This window comes from Henriciella mobilis (assembly GCF_003576315.1).
Classification (GTDB): domain Bacteria; phylum Pseudomonadota; class Alphaproteobacteria; order Caulobacterales; family Hyphomonadaceae; genus Henriciella; species Henriciella mobilis.
In genome coordinates this window covers 726211-744683 of sequence record NZ_QWFZ01000003.1, presented here as the reverse complement: position 1 = coordinate 744683, position 18473 = coordinate 726211, and the positions used below count along the sequence as shown (strand labels likewise).

The following is an 18473-nucleotide window of genomic DNA, read 5'->3' as shown; positions in this document are numbered from 1 at the left end:
CTAGCTGTCAGCGCCCATCGGGATCATGGCGAGGGCATGCTGGCGCTCGGCTTCGCGCTCTTCGGCCGAAAGCGGAATAAGCCCCTTTTCCACCAGGTAGCCCGTCGGACCCCAGGCGTCTTCCTGGGTGAACTCGCTGACGAAGCCCTCAATGCCCGGCACGAGCGGGAGGTTCTGCTTTTTCACGTAGAAGAACATGGACCGGGAAATGCCATACCGGCCGCTGGCGATCTGATCGAAAGTCGGATCGGTGCCCTCGATATGCGCACCTTTCAGGCGGTCGAGATTCTGCTCCAGGAAGGAGTAGCCCATGATGCCAATACTGTCGGGGTTCTTCATCAGGGTCTGGACGATGGCCGTGTCGTTCTCGCCGGAATCGATCCATTTGCCGTCCATCCGGATGGTGGTGGCGCGCTTGGCAAAAAGGGCCTTGTCCGTTTCCTTCAGTGCGGCGACTTCTGGAATTTCCTCGGCGCCGCCTTCCATGGCCAGCTCCGCAAAGGCGTCACGCGTACCAGAGGTCGGCGGTGGGCCGGAAACGAGGATCGGCATGTCCGGCAAATGGTCTGCGACATCCTTCCAGGTCTGGTGCGGATTCTTCATCCAGCCGCCTTGGCCGTCCGGAATCTGTTCGGCCAGCGCCAGGAAAATCTCCGCCTTGGTGAGGTCCAGTTCGGGCGAGCCTTTGGCATTGGCCAGAACGATGCCGTCATAGCCGATTTTAACCTCGACGATCTCGGTGATACCGGCCTTGCGGCAAAGCTCGATCTCGGAGGGTTTGACCGGGCGGGAGGCATTGGAAATCGATGGCTGGTCCGGTCCGATACCCTGGCAAAATGCCTTGAAGCCGCCGCCCGTACCGGTCGTCTCCACGATCGGCGTCGGAAACTCTGAAATCGCCCCGAACTGTTCGGCGACCGTGGTCGAGAAGGGCGCAACCGTTGAGGAGCCGACAATCTTGATCTTCTGGTCTGGCGACGCTGCAAAGACAGGTGGGGCGCCGCTCTGGGCATCGATCTGCGAGAGGTCGACCTCGGGTGCACACGCGGCAGCGGTGAATGCGAGGCTGAGCAGGGCGAGAAGAGACCGCATGAAGAGCACCTTCCTGAACTTCAAGTCTGCCTCAATTATCGAAGTTTTGTGACAGTCAGATGTGAGCCGACCGGTTTTCTGCATGCGCGGTGTCATCGAGCCCTATGGCAGTTCCGAAGCCGAAGCGGCGGCAGACCTTTACCAGCCGCTCACTGTCCGCTGGCGGGCCGCTCAGGAAAACACGCCCGCCCGGCATCTCAGTCGCTGATCGTCCATCGACCTGGCGAAACAGCACCCGCAACGTCTGACGGGCTATGGCTGCGCCTGAGTCGATGTACCTGACCGGACGCGGCGCTGCCGCCGCAAGCTGATCGCGCACCAGCGGAAAATGCGTGCAGGCGAGGACGATGGTATCGAGCTGGTCGCCGCCTTCTGCCTCGAAAAGCGGGCGCTGCGCTTCTGCAAAACCGTTGGCGTCATAGGGCTCACCTGCCGCATGGGCCTCGGCAAGACGGACAAGTTCAATGCTGCCGTGCAGGATCACGCTGACATGGCTGGCAAAATCGCGAATGAGGTCTGCCGTGTACTGGCGCCGGATTGTGCCAGGCGTCGCGAGCAGGCCGATAACGCCGGACTGGCTCTCCGCCGCAGCAGGCTTGATCGCCGGGACCGTACCGACCACCGGGATGGACAGCGCCGCGCGAACCTGGTCCAGCGCCAGCGTGCTCGCCGTGTTGCAGGCAATCACGAAGACATCCGGACGTGCGGCATCAACCAGCCGCGAGGCGATCTCGGGCAGACGCTCGCGAAGCGCTGCATCGGATTTGTCGCCATAGGGAAAGAAGCCGGTATCGGCCGCGTAGTCGACCGCGATGCCGGGCGCCCGCGCCATAATCTCACGCGCCACGGTCAGGCCGCCCATGCCAGAATCGAAGACCAGCACGCGTCCGGCCTCCGGCACGGGCACAATGCGGCTCGACAGGATGGTTTCGTTCGGCATCAGTGCGAGACCTCCGGTTCGAAGACCATAGGATGCTTCGCTTCAGGCGTTAATATGGCGTTGGCGCGACATCGGCCTCGGCCCGGACCGCGGCCCGGCAGGCGCACAGAATGCTGCACCCGCGAAGGTCCGCAGGTGACGCTTGCGCAAAAAGCTTGAAAAAGCACTCAATAAAGGTTATGTTGCACCGCAGCATACGCGCAAAGGAGCGCCTTTGATGACGACCGCCGAAGCAAAACTCAATCCGATCGACCTCTGGACCGAGTCCCTTGCGGCATGGACAGATCTCAGCCGAAGCGCTGGCGAAGCCTGGCTTGAGACCGTCCTTTCCATGCATCCGGACTCCGAAAAGACGACCTCGGAAGACCTGACCCGCGACGTCTTCCGCAAGCTGGCAGATCTCAACCTCCAGCACTGGGAAAATACGGCCAAGGTCCTCGACGCCATGCCGAGCTGGATGCGCTGGCCGCAGACCGTTCCGGGCGGCGTGGTGACCGACTGGTTCGACCAGGTGCGCCGCAACGGGCCGCAAGTCGACTTCACGACAATGTTCGACATGTCGAAATTCATGCCGGAAGCGGCCGGCGACGTGCTTCGCCGCCCGACAGGCATCGAGGCGCCTGACGGCAGTGCGGACGACCTGACCCGCATCAAGGGGATCGGCCCGAAACTGTCCAAGACGCTGAACGATCTCGGCATCTACCACTTCCGGCAGATCGCTGCCTGGGAAGAGCCCGAAGCCAAGTGGGTCGATGACTTCCTCGCCTTCAAGGGCCGGGTGGCTCGTGAGCAGTGGATCGAGCAGGCGCAGAAGTTCATGTCGAACGGCGCGCTGCACTAAGCCGCCGCAAAAAGTGTATAGTAGAAAGCGGGCCGGGTCTGATTGACCGGCCCGCTTTTTTTATTCCGCCGCGCTCAATCGCGCTTCAATCGAACAGGACGTCGTAGAGATCGGTGCGCCGGTCGCGAAAGAAGCCCCAGGCGGCGCGATGGCGGTCGAGGAAGTCGAGGTCGAATTCGGCGGTAATGACGCCTTCTTCGTCCCGGCCAAGCTCGGAAACGATCTCGCCGGCATGGTCGGCGATGAAGCTCGTTCCGTAAAACACCTGTCCTTCCTCGTCTCCGGTCCGGTTGGCGGCGACGACGGGAATGACATTGGAGACGGCATGACCCTGCATCGCCCGGCGCCACCGGGCGGCCGTATCCAGGCTTGCATCATGCGGCTCCGAGCCGATGGCTGTTGGATAGAACAGGATGTCGGCGCCCATCAGCGTCATCGCGCGCGCGGCCTCCGGGAACCACTGGTCCCAGCATATGCCAACGCCGAGCCGCCCTTTCATCGTGTCCCACACCCGGAAGCCCGTATTGCCCGGCCGGAAATAGAACTTCTCCATATAGCCTGGCCCGTCCGGGATATGGGACTTGCGGTAAACGCCGAGCGGGGTGCCGTCAGCGTCAATGATGACGATGGAATTGTAGTATTCCGGCCCGTCCTTTTCATAAATCGAGACCGGGATGACGACGCCGAGCTCTTTCGCCAGGACTGACAGCTGCTCGACCGCCGGATGCTCCGCCCACGGATAGGCTGTAGCAAAGAATTTCTCGTCCTGGACCTTGCAGAAATAGTGGTCGCAGAAGAGTTCGGACGGCAGGATCACGTCGGCGCCTTGCGCGGCGGCATCGCGGATCAGGCCCGATACCTTGTCGATATTGGCCTGCATATCCTTTGAAAAAGAGGCCTGCAGCGCGGCAACCGTCAGCGTACGGTTCATGGAAGGGCTCCTTCGGTTTCGGGGACCTGCTGTGTCATGCAGTGAAAACTGCCGCCGCCGGTCAGGATGTGATTGGCCGGAAGCGAGATGACCTCGTGGTCCGGCATGATCGCTTGCAGCTCCGCCTCTGCGCGCTTCGAATGCTCGTCTTCATAGACGGGCAGAATGACCCGGCCGTTCGAGATCAGAAAGTTCATGTGGCTGGCCGGAACAGGCTCCCCATCCTCATCCTCTATCCGTCCGGGCGAGGGGATGGTCGAGACCTGGAGCTCGGCCGCGCGCAGTTCGCTTTCGATCGCGCGCAGAATGTCAGCATTCGGATCATCATCGCCGGACGGCGTCTGGCAGATCACATGACCGGGGGCGACGAAGCGGGCAATGTTATCGACATGGCCATCCGTGTGGTCGCCGAGCAATCCGTCGCCAAGCCAGATGATGCGCTGGGCATTGAAGGCCTCTCTCAGCGCGGCTTCAGCCTTGTCTTGCGTCCACCCCGCATTGCGGTTGGGATTCAGAACGCACTGTCGGGTCGTAATAAGATTGCCCTCGCCGTCCTGTTCCACAGCGCCGCCTTCAAGCACGAAGTCGAGACGCTTGAGCGGGTGACCTTCCAGTCGCGCAATGGCCGCAGCGGTTTCTGTGTCGCCTTCCAGCTCATACTTGCCGCCCCAGCCATTGAAGGTGAAGCCAAGCCCCTCCAGCCGGTTGCGGAACTTCACGAAGACCGGTCCGATATCGCGTAGCCAGATATCACCCATGGGCGCGTCGTAAAGTTCTGCCAGGTCCCCGATCAGCTCGACGGCCTCGGGCCGCGAATGCGGCGCGCCGATGACCAATTTCACCGTCACGACAGGGGCCAGTGCCTTGATCAGCGCCGCGATCTCGCGCTGGGCGCCTTCATAATCTTCGGCCCAGGCCTCGCGCAGGTGAGGCCAGCCAACCCAGACGGCGGACTGGGGCGCCCATTCAGGCGGAGTGTGAGCGAGTGTAGTCGTCTTCATGTGGCGCGACTTGCCATAGCTTCCCCAAAAGAGAAAGGGCGGCCCGCATGGAGCCGCCCTTCCGTATTGTATTCGCGCGGTTAGCGACGAGCTTAGAACTCGTAACGCACACCGAAGCGGATTTCGTAGCGCGACGCATCGCCCTGACGGGTTTCGCAAGGCTGGGTCGGCGTACCAGAGGCATCGACCGTGCAGACCGACGGGAAGCCAGGCTCGCGAAGGATGCCCCACTCGTCGTTCAGCAGGTTGGTGAAGTTGTCGACCACCATGAAGCCGGACACGGTGTGATCGTTCGGCAGCAGGAATTCCTGCTCGACTTTCACATCGACCTTGCCCCACCAGGAGCCTTCTTCGCCGTTACGCACAGCGCCGGCGGCCAGGAAGGGATTGCCTTCGAGGAACGGCGTGAAGCCCGTAACAGAGTTCGGATCGATATCCGCGACCAGGCTGTAAGGACGGCCCGACGAGAGCTGACCGAAGGCCGAGAAGCTCGTCACATTGTCACCGAAGAAGGCACGCTCATAATTCACGAGGCCCGTGAAACGGTGCTTGGTGTTGTAGTCGGAGATCGCAGCACTGGTGTCCTGCGGGTCGCCGAAGGCACGGTTCACATAGTTGGAGAAGGCCACCGACGAGGTCATCGGGTGCACATCTTCAGCGTCGGTGTAGGCGTAGCCCAGCGACCAGTCGAGACCGAAGTCGTACTCTTTGGCGATGGAGCCAGACAGCACGAGGGATTCAGCATCGCTCGGGGAGTTCGTCAGCACGAATGCCGGCTCACGAACACTCGAGTAGGTCGGATAGACACGGCCATCCGGGCCGGTCGTCGTACCGGTCTGCTCGAGGTCACCGCGGATCCAGACGGCGCTGTTCTCGGTGATCGTGTAGAGCGCGTCAGCAGACACGACATACTCGCCACCCAGGGCCGGAACGTCGACGAATTTGGTCGCACCGAGCGCCAGCTTCACTTCGTACGGAATCTCGAAGTTCGGATCGAGATAGTTGATCTCGAAGTTGGAGCCTTCGCCAGCGGCAACAGCGTCGATCATCACTTGCGGGACGCAGTAGCCCGGGCCGGTCGGAACGCCGTCTTCACACATGCCGTAGGCAACGTCGGTCAACAGCGAGGTCACGCCGTTTTCGAGACCGAAAGCTCCGCCGTCGGCACCGAACTGGAGAACGTTGTTCGCCGAGTAGGTGTTGGACAGCCAGACATTCGGGTTGCCGCCGGAGTAGATGCCGATACCGCCGCGAACATCCAGGTCGTCATTCACGTCCCAGGTGAAGGCAACACGCGGTTGCAGAAGGCCTTCGCCATCCAGGGTCTGGCCGTTGGAGAAGCCGTAATCAGCCAGGAAGTCCGGGTTGGTTTCCGGCTTGTCATCGGTCGTGTACCAGTCATAGCGCAGACCGGCGATGAGCGTGAAGCCGTTTCCGAAGTCGTACTCGTCCTGGGCGTACAGCGTGTTGATCGCATAGCCCCAGTCTGCGGCCGCATCGTTCGGATCACCGGACGGTGCGTTGTTGTAGTTGACGTTGTCGGCTAGGCCGAGGCGGAAGTTCTCGATCGCCCGGTCAAAGGCGCCAACCGTATTCGGGTTCCGGTCGAAATCGATTTCGGTTTCGACGTGCTGGACGAACAGGTTGAACACGTCGAGCGACTCTTGCTCATAACCGAACGAGAAGTTGTGAGCGCCAGCCGTGTAGAAGCCCTTCAGTGCGAGGTTGAAGGTTTCGTAGTACAGCTTGTTCGCCTGACGCGAGTCGTCGCCGCCAAGGTAGACGTCGACGTCGTCGGTTTCGATCGTGATTTCACCGAAGTCCGTGCCGCCGACAGAATTCTGACGGTTGTCGAGTTCGGAATAGCCGACGCGGATTTCCGTCGAGAAGTTGTCGGTCCAGTCCGAATAGAGCGAGCCGACATAGGCCGTCAGTTCCGCACCACGCTCATAGAGGTGATTGGAGAATTCCAGCTCGTCACTGTCACCGTCGGACTGGCTGATGTTGAAGCCATCGTTCCAGTTATAGGTGAAGCTGGCACGGTGGTCGTCGGTGATGTTCCAGTCGAGCTTGACGAGGATCTTCTCGTCTTCGTTGTCGAAGCTGGACGGGATTTCGCCCGGATCGTAACCGTAGATGTCGCGAGCGATCGCTGCGATCTCGTCGACTTCGGCCTGCGTGATGTTCACTTCGTTCACGGCACCCGAGCCAATCGGGCCGCGGTCGAAGAGGTTTGCACCTTCGAGCTTTTCGTAAGCGGCGAAGAAGAACAGCTTGTCCTTGATGATCGGGCCGCCAAGACCGAAGCCATAGCGGTACTCGTCATAGTCGCCGGTCGTGATCTCGTCGCCTTCAAGGCTGTCGGCGCGCAGATCGTTGCTGGTGTAGTCGCCGAACGCGTAACCATGGAACTCGTTCGTACCCGACTTGGTGACGGCGTTGATGTTACAGGCCGAGAAGCCGCCATACTGGACATCAAACGGTGCCAGTTCGACAGAAACCTGGTCGATCGCGTCATAGGAGAACGGGATACGCTCGGTCGGGTAGCCGTTGGAGTTGAGGCCGAAATTGTCGTTGAGCTTCACGCCATCGACGGTCAGCGAGTTGAAGCGCGAGTTCTTGCCGCCACACTGAACGGCGTTGAGGTCGCCGCGGGACTCATCGACATAGACGCGCGGGTCGAGACGCAGAACGTCGGTGATGTTGCGGTTGATCGCCGGAGCGCTCTGCAGGGTCTCGAGGCCGAAAGAGGCCGACGGACCGACAGCAACCGGGGCCAGCTGGGAAGCTGACGCCGTGACAACGATCGTATCCATCGTACGGTCGCCCTCGGAGAGAACGAAGTCGAAGTCGGACGTGTTGCCCAGGCTGAGCAGGACGCCCGTGATTTCCTGGCTCTGATAGTCGTCAGCCATGACGGTCACGGTATAGTCGCCGCCAACGCCGAGGTTGCGGATCACGAACTGGCCGGCCGACGTGGTCGTGGTCGTCCGGGTAAGCCCGGTCGCCTCGTCACGGACGATGATGTCGGCATTTGCAATCGGCGCGCCTTCGGAATCGACGACGTTACCGCGGATGCCGGACGTGGTGACCTGCGCCTCGGCAGGTGCGACGATCGCGGCGGTTGCCATAATGGCCGCAGCGACGCCGGAATGAAGCTTCCAGTTTGACATGAAGAACCCCTTCTTCGGTTGGACGGCTTCGGCCCCTTCAGACACATGCCAAAGCCAATTACAGCGGGCTCTATTAGCCATGTGTAACAGTTTTGTGACAGATTCATAACGCTTCTGTGCGGTGCAACATTCGCCCATAAACCCTTGCAAAAAAGCCACACCAGCCGAGCGGGGCTGGTCAAAGTCTGACGCCCGCGCTAGCAGCATTCCAAATGGTAAACAGCGTACACGACAGAGACACGGCCGCGCGCTTTACAGCCCTGATTCTTATCGGGCTTCTGATTGTACGCCTCATCTGCATACTTTTGACGCCGCTCGAGCTCTACGCCGATGAAGCTCAATACTGGCGTTGGGGTCAGTCGCTGGAGTGGGGGTATTACTCCAAACCGCCGCTGATCGCCTGGCTCATCCACGCGACCACGTCGGTGTTCGGCGACTCTGCATGGGCCATTCGCCTGCCCGCACCGTTTCTGCATACCATTGCCGCCTGGTGCCTTTTCCTGCTCGGCCGGAACATGGCCGGTCCCAAGGTCGGGCTCATGGCCGCCATCGGTTACGCGCTCATGCCGGCCGTCTTCCTGTCATCGACGGTCCTGTCGACCGATGGCGTGCTGATGCCCATCTGGGCACTGGCGCTCTGGCTGACCTGGCGCGTCCGGCAAGGCGAGGCGGGCTGGATCGGCTTTGTCTCGCTGGGCCTCGCCATCGGCGCAGGCTTCCTGGCGAAGTATGCGATGCTCTACTTCGTGATCGGGCTTGCGCTGATCATCGTTTTCGACGGCCCGTCACGACGCCATTTCCTGAGCCTGAAAGGCGTGGCCGCCGCGCTCACCGCGCTCGCAGTCTTCGCGCCGCACCTTGTCTGGAACGCACAGAATGATTTCGCGACCGTCGGCCACACGGTCGACAATGCCAATCTTGGGGGCGACCTTTTCAATCCCGAGCACGCCTTCAAATTCCTCGCAGACCAGATGGGTGTCTTCGGCCCGATCAGTTTTCTCGGTCTGGTCGCCGGGCTGACCTTCATGAACCGAACGGTCAGCGGAGAGGCGGCGCGCAAGGAATTGTGGCTCGCCTGCTTCATCGTGCCAGTCCTGGCGATCATCCTCGGCCAGTCGATCCTGTCGCGCGCCCATGCCAACTGGGCCGCCACCGCCTATCCGGCGGCGTCCGTCTTCATCGCGCTGGTATTCCTGCGGGCGAAACCCAACCGGCCGCTCTGGTTCTGGATTGCAGGGCTGACCGCCTTCGGCTGCCTGCTGATACCGGATTTCACCATCATGGCGCGGCTCGGCCTGGGGCTCACTTTTGCGGCCGCCATCACGGCCGCCGCCTTCCTGGCCCGCTTCAAGCCGGAAGGCCTGTTCTGGACGGGGCTCGGCATTCACACGCTGATCGGTTCCGCCACAATGGCGATCATGATCTTCGCCAACACCATGGTCGGCCCGCTGGGCCTCGACAATGCCTTCAAGCGCACGCGAGGCTGGGACGCGATTTCCGACCAGCTTGTCGGTTTCGTTGACGAAAACGGCACGCCCAGCGCGCTCGTCGTTGACGAACGCGAAATCTGGCACGGTCTGGACTTCTACCTGAAAGACCGCATCGAGGCGCCGCTCCTGCTGTGGCGCTACAATGAAGGCGCCCACAGTTTTGCCGAGCAGCGCCCGCTGACCGATGCGCTGGACGACAATGTCCTGATCGCCAGCTACAGGCCCAACCGGCGTCCGGCGATCGCCGCAGACTTCGAGACCTTCGCGAGAGTCGGCGAGGTCAGTGTCGATCTGGGTGAACGTTCGAATGGCTGCCCCATCGTCCGCCGCCTGGTGCTGTATCGCGCATCTGGCTTTGACCCGCTGCCAAGGACGCAGGACTGGGTCGAACGCTTTGACAACCAGACGATGGGTGCACCCGAGCCTTGCCCGGCTGCGGATTGATCGCCACTCTTTCCTTGAACCTTCCCCCCTTTCCCTGAGACTCTCGACGATATGAGTTCCCTGAAGGCCGTTCTCGGGCCGACCAATACAGGCAAGACGCATTATGCCATCGAGCGGATGATGGGCCACGCCACCGGCATGATCGGCCTGCCGCTGCGCCTGCTGGCCCGCGAGGTCTATGATCGCGTGGTCAAGGCGAAAGGGGAAAAGGCCGTTGCGCTCATCACCGGAGAAGAGCGGATCGAGCCACCGAATACGCGCTACTGGATCTGCACAGTCGAGGCGATGCCGGTCCACAAGCGGGTCGACTTCCTGGCCGTGGACGAAATCCAGCTCGCCGAGGATGATGACCGGGGCCACGTCTTCACGGACCGGATCCTGAAAGCGAGAGGCATGTCCGAGACCATGCTGCTCGGCGCCGAAACCATGCGCGGCGTGCTCCGCGAGCTCGATCTCGAAGTCGACACGACAACCCGCGAACGCTTTTCCGAGCTCCATTATGCCGGCCCGGCCAAGATTACCAAATTGCCCAAGCGCTCAGCCGTCGTCGCCTTCTCGACCGAACAGGTCTACGCCATTGGCGAGTTGCTGAAGCGCCAGAAAGGCGGGGCGGCAATCGTCATGGGCGCGCTTAGCCCCCGCACCCGCAATGCCCAGGTCGACCTCTACCAGTCTGGAGAAGTCGACTATCTCGTTGCTACAGACGCAATCGGGATGGGGCTCAATCTCGATGTCGACCGGATCGCCTTTGCCGCGCGCTCGAAGTTCGACGGGCGCCGTCACCGCTGGCTCTCGGCCGCAGAAGCCGGACAGATTGCCGGGCGCGCCGGACGCTTCCGATCAGACGGCGAGTTTGGCGAGACCGGTGACTGCCCGCCTTTCGAGGAAGACGTGATCCATGCCATTGAGGAGCACCGCTTCGACCCTGTCGATGAGCTGCAATGGCGCAATTCCGACCTCGACTACCGCTCGATCAAGACGCTGATCGCAAGCCTTGCCCGTCCGTCCGGTCACCCGTCGCTGCGCCAGAATCCGCATGCGCTCGACGAATGGGTGCTGCGCCGGATGGCCGAGGATGCCGGGATTGGACCCGATGTGCGCGGCGAGGCGAAGGTTCGCCGTCTCTGGGACCTCGCCCGCCTGCCGGACTTCCGAAAGGCAGGCCATGAAGGCCATGGGCGCCTCGTGCTGGGCCTCGCTGAAACGCTGGCCGATCCGGATGCCCGCCTCGGTGACACGGCCATGGCCAGACGCCTTGAGAACCTCGAAGCCAATGTGCCTGACATTGCCAGTCTCCAGCACAGGCTTGCCATGATCCGCACTTGGACGTATGCGGCCCACCGCGATGACTGGCTCGAGAATCCAGCCTATTGGCGCGACAAAACACGTGAAATCGAAGACAGATTGTCTGATGCCCTTCACGCCGCGCTCACATTGCGCTTTGTTGACCGCCGCACGACGGCCCTGCTTGCCGGACTGAAGAGGGAAGACCTGCTAGTGACCGAATTGTCGGAAAATGGCGAAGTGACTGTTGAAGGCCACGTCGTCGGCAAACTTGTCGGCCTGCATTTCGAGCCGGCCTCGACGGCCAAGACGCTCGAGGGCAAGGCCGTGCGCTCGGCCGCCGTCTCGGCGCTGGGGCCGATCATGGCCGAACGTCTCGGCGAGATCGCTGGCGCGCCGGCCGAAGCGTTCAACCTGACGGATGCCGGGACGATCACATGGAAGGATGCCGAGATTGCGCGCCTGCTGCCCGGGCCGGACTGGCTGGCGCCAAGGCTGGAGCTGATCGGCGCCGACGATGCCGAAGCCCATCGCAAGGACGCCGCCCTGAAGCGTGTCGAAGAATGGCTCGGCGCCGAAATGCTGCGCGTCCTGCCAACGCACGCCAAGCTGAAGACCGGCGAGACCGGCAAGGAACTGGAAGGGATGGCGCGCGGCCTCGCCTTCCGCCTGCTTGAAAGCGGCGCAGCGATTGATCTGCGAGAGGAAAGCCCGCCGCCGCACGTCACCAAGGAACAACGCGAGGCCATGAAAGCGGCCGGGCTGCGGACAGGCCGCGTGGCAGCCCATATTCCCGAAGCGCAAAAGCCGGCAGCCCAGCGCATGATCGCTATCCTGCAGGCCAGCCAGACCGGCGAAGGCCGCCGTGTCGCTCCGGAGGGAGCAGGCTCCTTTCCGCTCGATGGCGAGTGGGCCGAAAGCGAGCTGCACTCACAGGGCTATCTGCGGTTTGGCAAGCGCGCCGTACGGGCCGATCTCGCCGAACGCCTCGGCTGGGAGATTTCCAAGCGTCGCAAGGAAGCAGGCACCCCGGCTTTCGAACTACCGGCTGAGCTTGCCTCTGTCGTCTCCTGTCCGGGCGACGAGTTTCCCGCCATCGTGAAAGGCTTTGGCCTCGCGCCGGCTGAAAAGGATCCGGAGACCGGCGCCGTCACCAAGTGGCGCTATCTTTCACGCCATCGTTCTGACGGGCCGCCGCGCGGCAACAAGCCCGCCGGCAATCGCCCGCCCAAGGGCAAGCAAGGCAAGCCGCCAAACAAGGGCCGTCCGCAACGCGCCTCGCGGCCGGCACCGCGCCAGCCGGATCCCGATAGCCCGTTCGCGGCCCTGGCGAGCCTTCTGCCACCGCCACCGCCCCCTAAGCCGAAGAAGAAGAAAAAGAAGAAGCCGCCCCAACCGCCTTCTAATTCTGCGCCTGAGGCCCCGGCAGAGACCGCCAGCGATACGAAGGATGCGCCGGCAAACCCGCCACAGTCCCTGCCCGAGACGCCGGAGGCTTCCTCATAAGCGAGGATGTCCGCCTCGATGTCTGGCTCTGGCGCGCCCGTTTCTTCAAGACGCGGTCGCTTTCCTCGGGCTTCATTTCAAGACGGGGCGTGCGCGTCACCCGCGATGGCGTGACAAGAAAACTAAACAAACCAGCGAGCAGGCTTGCAGTCGGAGATGTTGTAAGTTTGCCGCTGGGTGCGCAAATAATAGAGCTGCGTGTGGTAGACTTCGGTACGCGCCGCGGCCCTGCTAGCGAGGCTCAGCAGCTATATGAAAGGCTCGAAGCCCGGGATACAGGAGATGGGTGATGCTTGAAGCGCTGAAAAGATGGTTTGCGGGACGGTCGGCACCGGTCGATCGCGACCTTGATCCGCAGGTCGCTGCGGCAGCATTGCTGGTCGAAGCCGCGCTGGTCGACGGCGTGTACGCCAATCTTGAAAGCGATCAGATCGCTGAAATCCTGCTCGAAAGCCTCGGCCTTGATGCTGATCGCGTCGATGAAGTCCTAGCGCAGGGCGAAGAACTTGCCGAGGATGCTGCGGGCGCCCACCAGTTCACCCAGCATGTGAAGAAGCTGCCACTGCTCGACCGCGTGCGCGTCATCGAGGGCCTCTATCGTGTATCGCTGACCGATGGCGCTGCCTGCAAGTTCGAGGAAGCTTTCATCCGGCATGTCGCCAGCCTGCTGCATGTCGATGACATTCGCCGGGCCCAGGCCAGGCGCCGCGCTGAATCGCGCCAGCCTCAGTGATTGACACCGAAGGCCGAAGCCGCCAAATGCTGCGCGCAAAACTCCAGAACAAAGCCCAGAAACGCCCATGACCTATATCGTTGTCGACGCCTGTATCCGCTGCAAATACATGGATTGCGTCGAAGTCTGCCCGGTCGACTGCTTCTATGAAGGCGAGAACATGCTCGTCATTCATCCCGATGAATGCATCGATTGTGGCGTCTGCGAACCGGAATGCCCGGTCGAGGCGATCAAGCCCGACACCGAGGACGACCCGGACTCCAAGTGGCTGAAGCTGAATACAGAATACGCCAAGGTCTGGCCGAATATCACCCGGATGAAAGAGCCGCCTGCCGACCGCGAAGAGTTCGCGCAGGAAACGGGAAAACTGGAAAAATACTTCAGTTCGAATCCGGGCACTGGCGACTGAAGCAAACTGCTCGTCACAAGGCAGTTGTGAAATAGTCGTTTTTCTGATATATATTAACGGTCAAACCGTTTGAGGGAGCCCGAACACATCTCCGGATCGACTTAAGATGTCACCGGAGGGTGAGGGCTCTTGTTGCGTAGAAAGGCACACGATTCCATGGCAAAACAAGCACAGGGTGATATCCAGGAAATGGACTTCAAGATCAGTCAATCCGTCGTCTACCCGGCACACGGGGTCGGCACGATCACCGCGATCGAGAAGCAGACAGTCGCTGGGATGTCGCTTGAAGTGTACGTTGTTTCCTTCGACCAGGACAAGATGATCCTTCGGGTTCCGACCAACCGTGCAGAAGCCTCCGGCATGCGCGCCCTGGCCGGCTCCAAGCTCGTCGACGACGCCCTGAAAACACTCGGCGGCAAGGCCCGCATCAAGCGGACCATGTGGTCACGCCGCGCCCAGGAATACGAAGCCAAGATCAATTCCGGTGACCTGATCTCGATCGCGGAAGTCGTTCGCGACCTGCACCGCGGCGAAGACCAGCCGGAACAGTCCTATTCGGAACGTCAGCTTTATGAAAGCGCGCTGGACCGCATGGCGCGCGAACTGGCCGCTGTCGAGAACACCGACCACGAGACGGCCATGGAGCGCCTGGCCAAGTCGCTGGCCAAGAAGAAAGCCGCCTAGGTCCGGTCAACGGCCCAGCGCCGATCAGAAAATTGGAAGCCCCGCCTTGATGAGGTGGGGCTTTTTCTATGGCTGCTATTGGAAATATCATTCCTTCACGGGCGGACTGCGGGTGATCCGCCTCTCATGGGAACCCGTAAGAAGGGCGTTAGGAACAAACAATTGCACCAGCAAGGAGTGACCCATGGCCTCTTCCACCCTGTCCGAACCCGCAGATCGCAGCTTTGTCCGGAGCGCCATGAAAAAACCCATGCTCAGCCAGGAGCATGAGCAGGATCTCGCAATACGCTGGCGGGATGAACAGGACGAGGCCGCCCTCCACGAATTGACCGGCGCATATATGCGGCTGGTCATCTCCATGGCGTCTAAGTTCCGTCATTACGGCCTGCCGCTGGCTGACCTGGTCCAGGAAGGCAGCGTCGGCCTGATGCAGGCTGCTGCCCGTTTCGACCCCGACCGGCAGGTTCGCTTTTCAACTTACGCCTCCTGGTGGATCCGGTCTTCGATACAGGATTACGTCCTGCGGAACTGGTCGATCGTGCGCACCGGCACGACGGCGGCTCAGAAGTCCCTCTTTTTCAATCTCAAGCGGCTTCGCGCGAAAATCGACGACACTGGCGACGGCGTCATGAGCGTCGAGAACCGAAACTGGATTGCGACCCATCTCGGCGTGCCGGAGCGCGATGTCGAGGCGATGGCCTCCCGCCTGTCAGCCTCAGACCGTTCGCTGAATGCGCCGCTTGCGACCGACAGCGAAGCCCAGTGGCAGGACCTGCTGGAGGATGAAACGGCGGTTACGGAAGAGCGCGTCATGGAAAGCCGCGATGGCGAGCGTCGCAAGCAGTGGATCGCTGAAGCGCTCAAGACGCTCAACGAACGTGAGAACCTGATCATCCGCGAGCGGCGCCTGACCGACACCACGGTCACGCTCGAAGTGCTTGGCAAGCGGCTCGGCATCTCCAAGGAACGGGTTCGCCAGATCGAACACCAGGCGCTCGGAAAGCTGCGCAAGGCGCTCGTTTCCATTGTGGGCGACCCGGAGGACACAGGCCTTATTCCTGTCAGCTGACGCCGGCCGGAATCTGTCGTCCATATTTCGTATCCAGACTTCAGGGGGCCATCTTGCGGCCCCCTATGTATATTCCCATATCCCTTTCGAAGCCTGTTGCCGCTAAGCGGGACAGGTGGAATACACGTCCGGCGTGCGCATTCTCCATGGCGGCTGGATGGACACGACAGTCTGCCTTTGAAAGGGGATAAACATGAATTTCGACACCTATACCGAACGGGCGCGCAGCGTGCTGCAATCGGCGCAAACCGCCGCACTTGCCGCCGGCCACCAGATATTCCTGCCCGAACACATCCTGAAAGCCCTGCTCGAGGATCGCGACCAGCTCGCGGTGAACCTGATCCGCGCGGCGGGCGGAAAGCCCGAGCTCGTCCAGCAGAAGACCGAAGAAGCCATCCGCGCACAGCCATCCGTATCGGGGGGAGACGCGGGGCTGCGGCTCGACCAGAAAACAGCCAAGCTCTTTGCCGACGCCGAAGCGGGCGCCAAGAAAGCCGGCGACAGCTTCGTCACAGTCGAACGTATTCTTGTCGCCCTGGCCGCCCTCACCGGCTCGAAAGCGGCCGATGCCCTGAAGACGGGCGGTGTGACGCCGCAATCGCTGGAAACGGCCGTCGCACAATTGCGTCAGGGACGGACCGCCGACAGCGAGAATGCCGAGGAAGGCTACGAAGCCCTCAAGAAGTACACACGCGACCTGACGGCCGATGCTCGCGCTGGCAAGCTGGATCCTGTTATTGGACGTGACGAGGAGATTCGCCGTGCCGTCCAGGTCCTGTCGCGCCGCTCGAAGAACAATCCCGTGCTGATCGGTGAGCCCGGTGTCGGCAAGACCGCCATCGCCGAAGGCCTCGCGCTGCGCATCATCAATGGCGATGTGCCCGAAAGCCTGAAAGACAAGCGTCTGCTCGCCCTCGACATGGGCGCGCTGATCGCGGGTGCGAAGTTCCGCGGCGAGTTCGAGGAACGGCTGAAAGCCGTGATCAAGGAAATCGAACAGGCCGAAGGCGGCGTGATCCTGTTCATTGACGAAATGCACACCCTGGTCGGTGCCGGCAAGACCGATGGCGCCATGGATGCGTCCAACCTGCTGAAGCCGGCACTCGCGCGCGGTGAGCTCCACTGTATCGGCGCGACGACGCTCGATGAGTATCGCAAGTATGTGGAAGGCGATCCGGCCCTCGCCCGCCGTTTCATGGCGGTCTATGTCGATGAACCGACTGTCGAGGACACGGTGTCGATCCTGCGCGGCCTGAAAGGCCGTTATGAAGCCCACCATGGCGTTCGGGTTTCGGATGCAGCCATTGTATCCGCTGCCACGCTGTCCAATCGCTACATCACGGACCGGTTCCTGCCGGACAAGGCCATCGACCTGATGGACGAGGCTGCGTCCCGCCTGCGGATGCAGGTCGACTCCAAGCCGGAAGCGCTCGACGAGATCGACCGGCGCCTGCTGCAGCTGAAAATCGAGGCCGAAGCCCTCAAGAAGGAGAAGGACCAGGCCTCGATAGACCGGCTGGAAGCCATCGAGACACAGATCGACGATCTGCAGGCCCAGTCCGACGAGCTCACCACCGCGTGGGCCGCCGAGAAGGATAAGCTGAAAGGCGCCGCCTCCGCCAAGGAGGAGCTCGACCGGGCTCATGCCGAAATGGCGGAAGCCCAACGGCGCGGCGACCTTTCGCGGGCCTCGGAGCTGAAATACGCCGTTATTCCCGAGCTTGAGGCCCGCATTGCCGCGGTCGAAAGAAGCGAAGGCGATGATGGTGAGGCCAAGGAAGGTCTGGTCTCGGAGGTCGTGCGGCCCGAGCATGTCGCCGCCGTCGTGTCCAAGTGGACCGGCATCCCGGTCGACAAGATGATGGAAGGCGAGCGCGAGAAGCTGCTGCGCATGGAAGACGAGCTGCGCAAGCGGGTTGTCGGCCAGGATGAGGCGCTGGAAGCGGTCTCGAATGCCGTCCGGCGTGCCCGGGCCGGCCTCCAGGATCCGCACCGGCCTGTCGGCTCGTTCCTGTTCATCGGCCCGACCGGCGTCGGCAAGACCGAGCTGACCAAGGCGCTCGCCGAATTCATGTTCGATGACGACACCGCCGTGCTGCGGCTCGACATGTCCGAGTTTCAGGAGAAGCACTCCGTTGCCCGCCTGATCGGCGCCCCTCCGGGCTATGTCGGGTACGAGGAAGGCGGCGTGCTGACCGAGGCGGTCCGGCGCCGGCCTTATCAGGTGATCCTGTTCGATGAGGTCGAGAAGGCCCACCCGGACCTGTTCAACACCTTGCTGCAGGTCCTCGACGACGGTCGTCTGACCGATGGCCAGGGCCGGACGGTCGACTTCCGCAACACGATCATCATCATGACGTCGAACCTCGGCGCCGACGCCCTCGCAACGGGTGAGGCTGGCGAGATCAGCGATGCCCAGCGCGAGGCTGTGATGGGCGCTGTGCGCGCACACTTCCGCCCTGAGTTCATTAACCGGATTGATGAGATCGTCTTCTTCAAGCGGCTTGGTCGCGCAGAGATCGACCATGTTGTCGACATCCAGATGGACCGCCTGGCGAAACTTCTGGCCGACCGCAAGATCAAGGTCGACCTGTCCAAGGCGGCTCGCGACTGGCTGGCCGACCGCGGCTACGACCCGGTTTACGGCGCCCGTCCGCTCAAGCGGGTCATCCAGAAAGAGCTGCAGGACCCGCTTGCCCGCCTGGTGCTTGAAGGCAAGGTCTCTGACAACAGTACCGTAACGGTCGACGTTGAAGGCGGCAGCCTGTCGATCAATGGTGTTCCCAACGACTTTGCCAAGGGCGCTGCAGCGCTCAACTAAAGCCCGGTATCACCTCACTTTTTGTTTCAGCCCCGTCAGTGCTTTGGCGGGGCTG

General features: G+C 61.9%; 14 protein-coding genes. 9 read left to right on the top strand and 5 right to left on the bottom strand.

From position 1 onward, the window contains the following. Together D1227_RS03810 and murI are read right to left on the bottom strand one after the other, a co-directional pair. Nucleotides 1-1092 carry a substrate-binding domain-containing protein gene (locus D1227_RS03810; protein WP_119404034.1) on the bottom strand — a complete coding sequence of 364 codons (1092 nt, stop codon included), beginning with the start codon at nucleotides 1090-1092 and terminating at the stop codon, nucleotides 1-3. Between the two features lie 55 nt (nucleotides 1093-1147). Beyond that, nucleotides 1148-2032 carry a glutamate racemase gene (gene murI, locus D1227_RS03805; RefSeq protein WP_119403827.1) on the bottom strand — a complete coding sequence of 295 codons (885 nt, stop codon included), beginning with the start codon at nucleotides 2030-2032 and terminating at the stop codon, nucleotides 1148-1150. A gap of 217 nt (nucleotides 2033-2249) precedes the next feature. Between murI and D1227_RS03800 the strand changes: the two genes are divergently transcribed. Then, the gene (locus D1227_RS03800) at nucleotides 2250-2873 is read left to right on the top strand and encodes a hypothetical protein (protein ID WP_147373254.1); all 624 of its coding nucleotides are present in this window, start codon (nucleotides 2250-2252) and stop codon (nucleotides 2871-2873) included. An 85-nt stretch (nucleotides 2874-2958) separates the two neighbouring features. On the opposite strand, the gene aguB is transcribed toward D1227_RS03800, so the two are convergent. The 3 genes from aguB to D1227_RS03785 all read right to left on the bottom strand — a co-directional run bounded on the left by aguB (nucleotide 2959) and on the right by D1227_RS03785 (nucleotide 7978). After that, the gene (gene aguB / locus D1227_RS03795; protein WP_119403825.1) at nucleotides 2959-3804 is read right to left on the bottom strand and encodes an N-carbamoylputrescine amidase; all 846 of its coding nucleotides are present in this window, start codon (nucleotides 3802-3804) and stop codon (nucleotides 2959-2961) included. Then, entirely contained in the window at nucleotides 3801-4805 is a 1005-nt protein-coding gene (locus D1227_RS03790) for an agmatine deiminase family protein (RefSeq protein WP_119403824.1), read from the bottom strand. The genes aguB and D1227_RS03790 overlap by 4 nt, the downstream gene beginning before the upstream one ends. Nucleotides 4806-4897: 92 nt before the next feature. Next, complete coding sequence (locus tag D1227_RS03785) at nucleotides 4898-7978, bottom strand: TonB-dependent receptor (protein ID WP_119403823.1); 3081 nt, start codon at nucleotides 7976-7978, stop codon at nucleotides 4898-4900. A 212-nt stretch (nucleotides 7979-8190) separates the two neighbouring features. On the opposite strand from D1227_RS03785, the gene D1227_RS03780 reads away from it, so the two are divergent. The 8 genes from D1227_RS03780 (at nucleotide 8191) to clpB (ending at nucleotide 18418) form a co-directional block, all read left to right on the top strand. After that, nucleotides 8191-9912 carry an ArnT family glycosyltransferase gene (locus D1227_RS03780; protein WP_119403822.1) on the top strand — a complete coding sequence of 574 codons (1722 nt, stop codon included), beginning with the start codon at nucleotides 8191-8193 and terminating at the stop codon, nucleotides 9910-9912. Nucleotides 9913-9963: 51 nt separating this feature from the next. After that, nucleotides 9964-12702 carry a helicase-related protein gene (locus D1227_RS03775; protein ID WP_119403821.1) on the top strand — a complete coding sequence of 913 codons (2739 nt, stop codon included), beginning with the start codon at nucleotides 9964-9966 and terminating at the stop codon, nucleotides 12700-12702. Beyond that, nucleotides 12699-12992, top strand: coding sequence for a S4 domain-containing protein (locus D1227_RS03770; protein WP_119403820.1), 294 nt, complete (start codon nucleotides 12699-12701; stop codon nucleotides 12990-12992). The genes D1227_RS03775 and D1227_RS03770 overlap by 4 nt, the downstream gene beginning before the upstream one ends. Beyond that, complete coding sequence (locus D1227_RS03765; RefSeq protein WP_119403819.1) at nucleotides 12992-13435, top strand: tellurite resistance TerB family protein; 444 nt, start codon at nucleotides 12992-12994, stop codon at nucleotides 13433-13435. The genes D1227_RS03770 and D1227_RS03765 overlap by 1 nt, the downstream gene beginning before the upstream one ends. A 67-nt stretch (nucleotides 13436-13502) precedes the next feature. Next, nucleotides 13503-13844 (top strand): ferredoxin FdxA, encoded by a 342-nt coding sequence (gene fdxA / locus D1227_RS03760; protein WP_119375897.1) that lies wholly within the window; start codon nucleotides 13503-13505, stop codon nucleotides 13842-13844. Nucleotides 13845-14000: 156 nt separating this feature from the next. Next, complete coding sequence (locus D1227_RS03755) at nucleotides 14001-14528, top strand: CarD family transcriptional regulator (protein ID WP_119375896.1); 528 nt, start codon at nucleotides 14001-14003, stop codon at nucleotides 14526-14528. 184 nt (nucleotides 14529-14712) lie between these two features. Continuing rightward, nucleotides 14713-15597, top strand: coding sequence for an RNA polymerase factor sigma-32 (locus tag D1227_RS03750; RefSeq protein WP_119375895.1), 885 nt, complete (start codon nucleotides 14713-14715; stop codon nucleotides 15595-15597). A gap of 193 nt (nucleotides 15598-15790) precedes the next feature. Then, the gene (clpB, locus tag D1227_RS03745; protein ID WP_119403818.1) at nucleotides 15791-18418 is read left to right on the top strand and encodes an ATP-dependent chaperone ClpB; all 2628 of its coding nucleotides are present in this window, start codon (nucleotides 15791-15793) and stop codon (nucleotides 18416-18418) included. Nucleotides 18419-18473 lie beyond the last annotated feature (55 nt).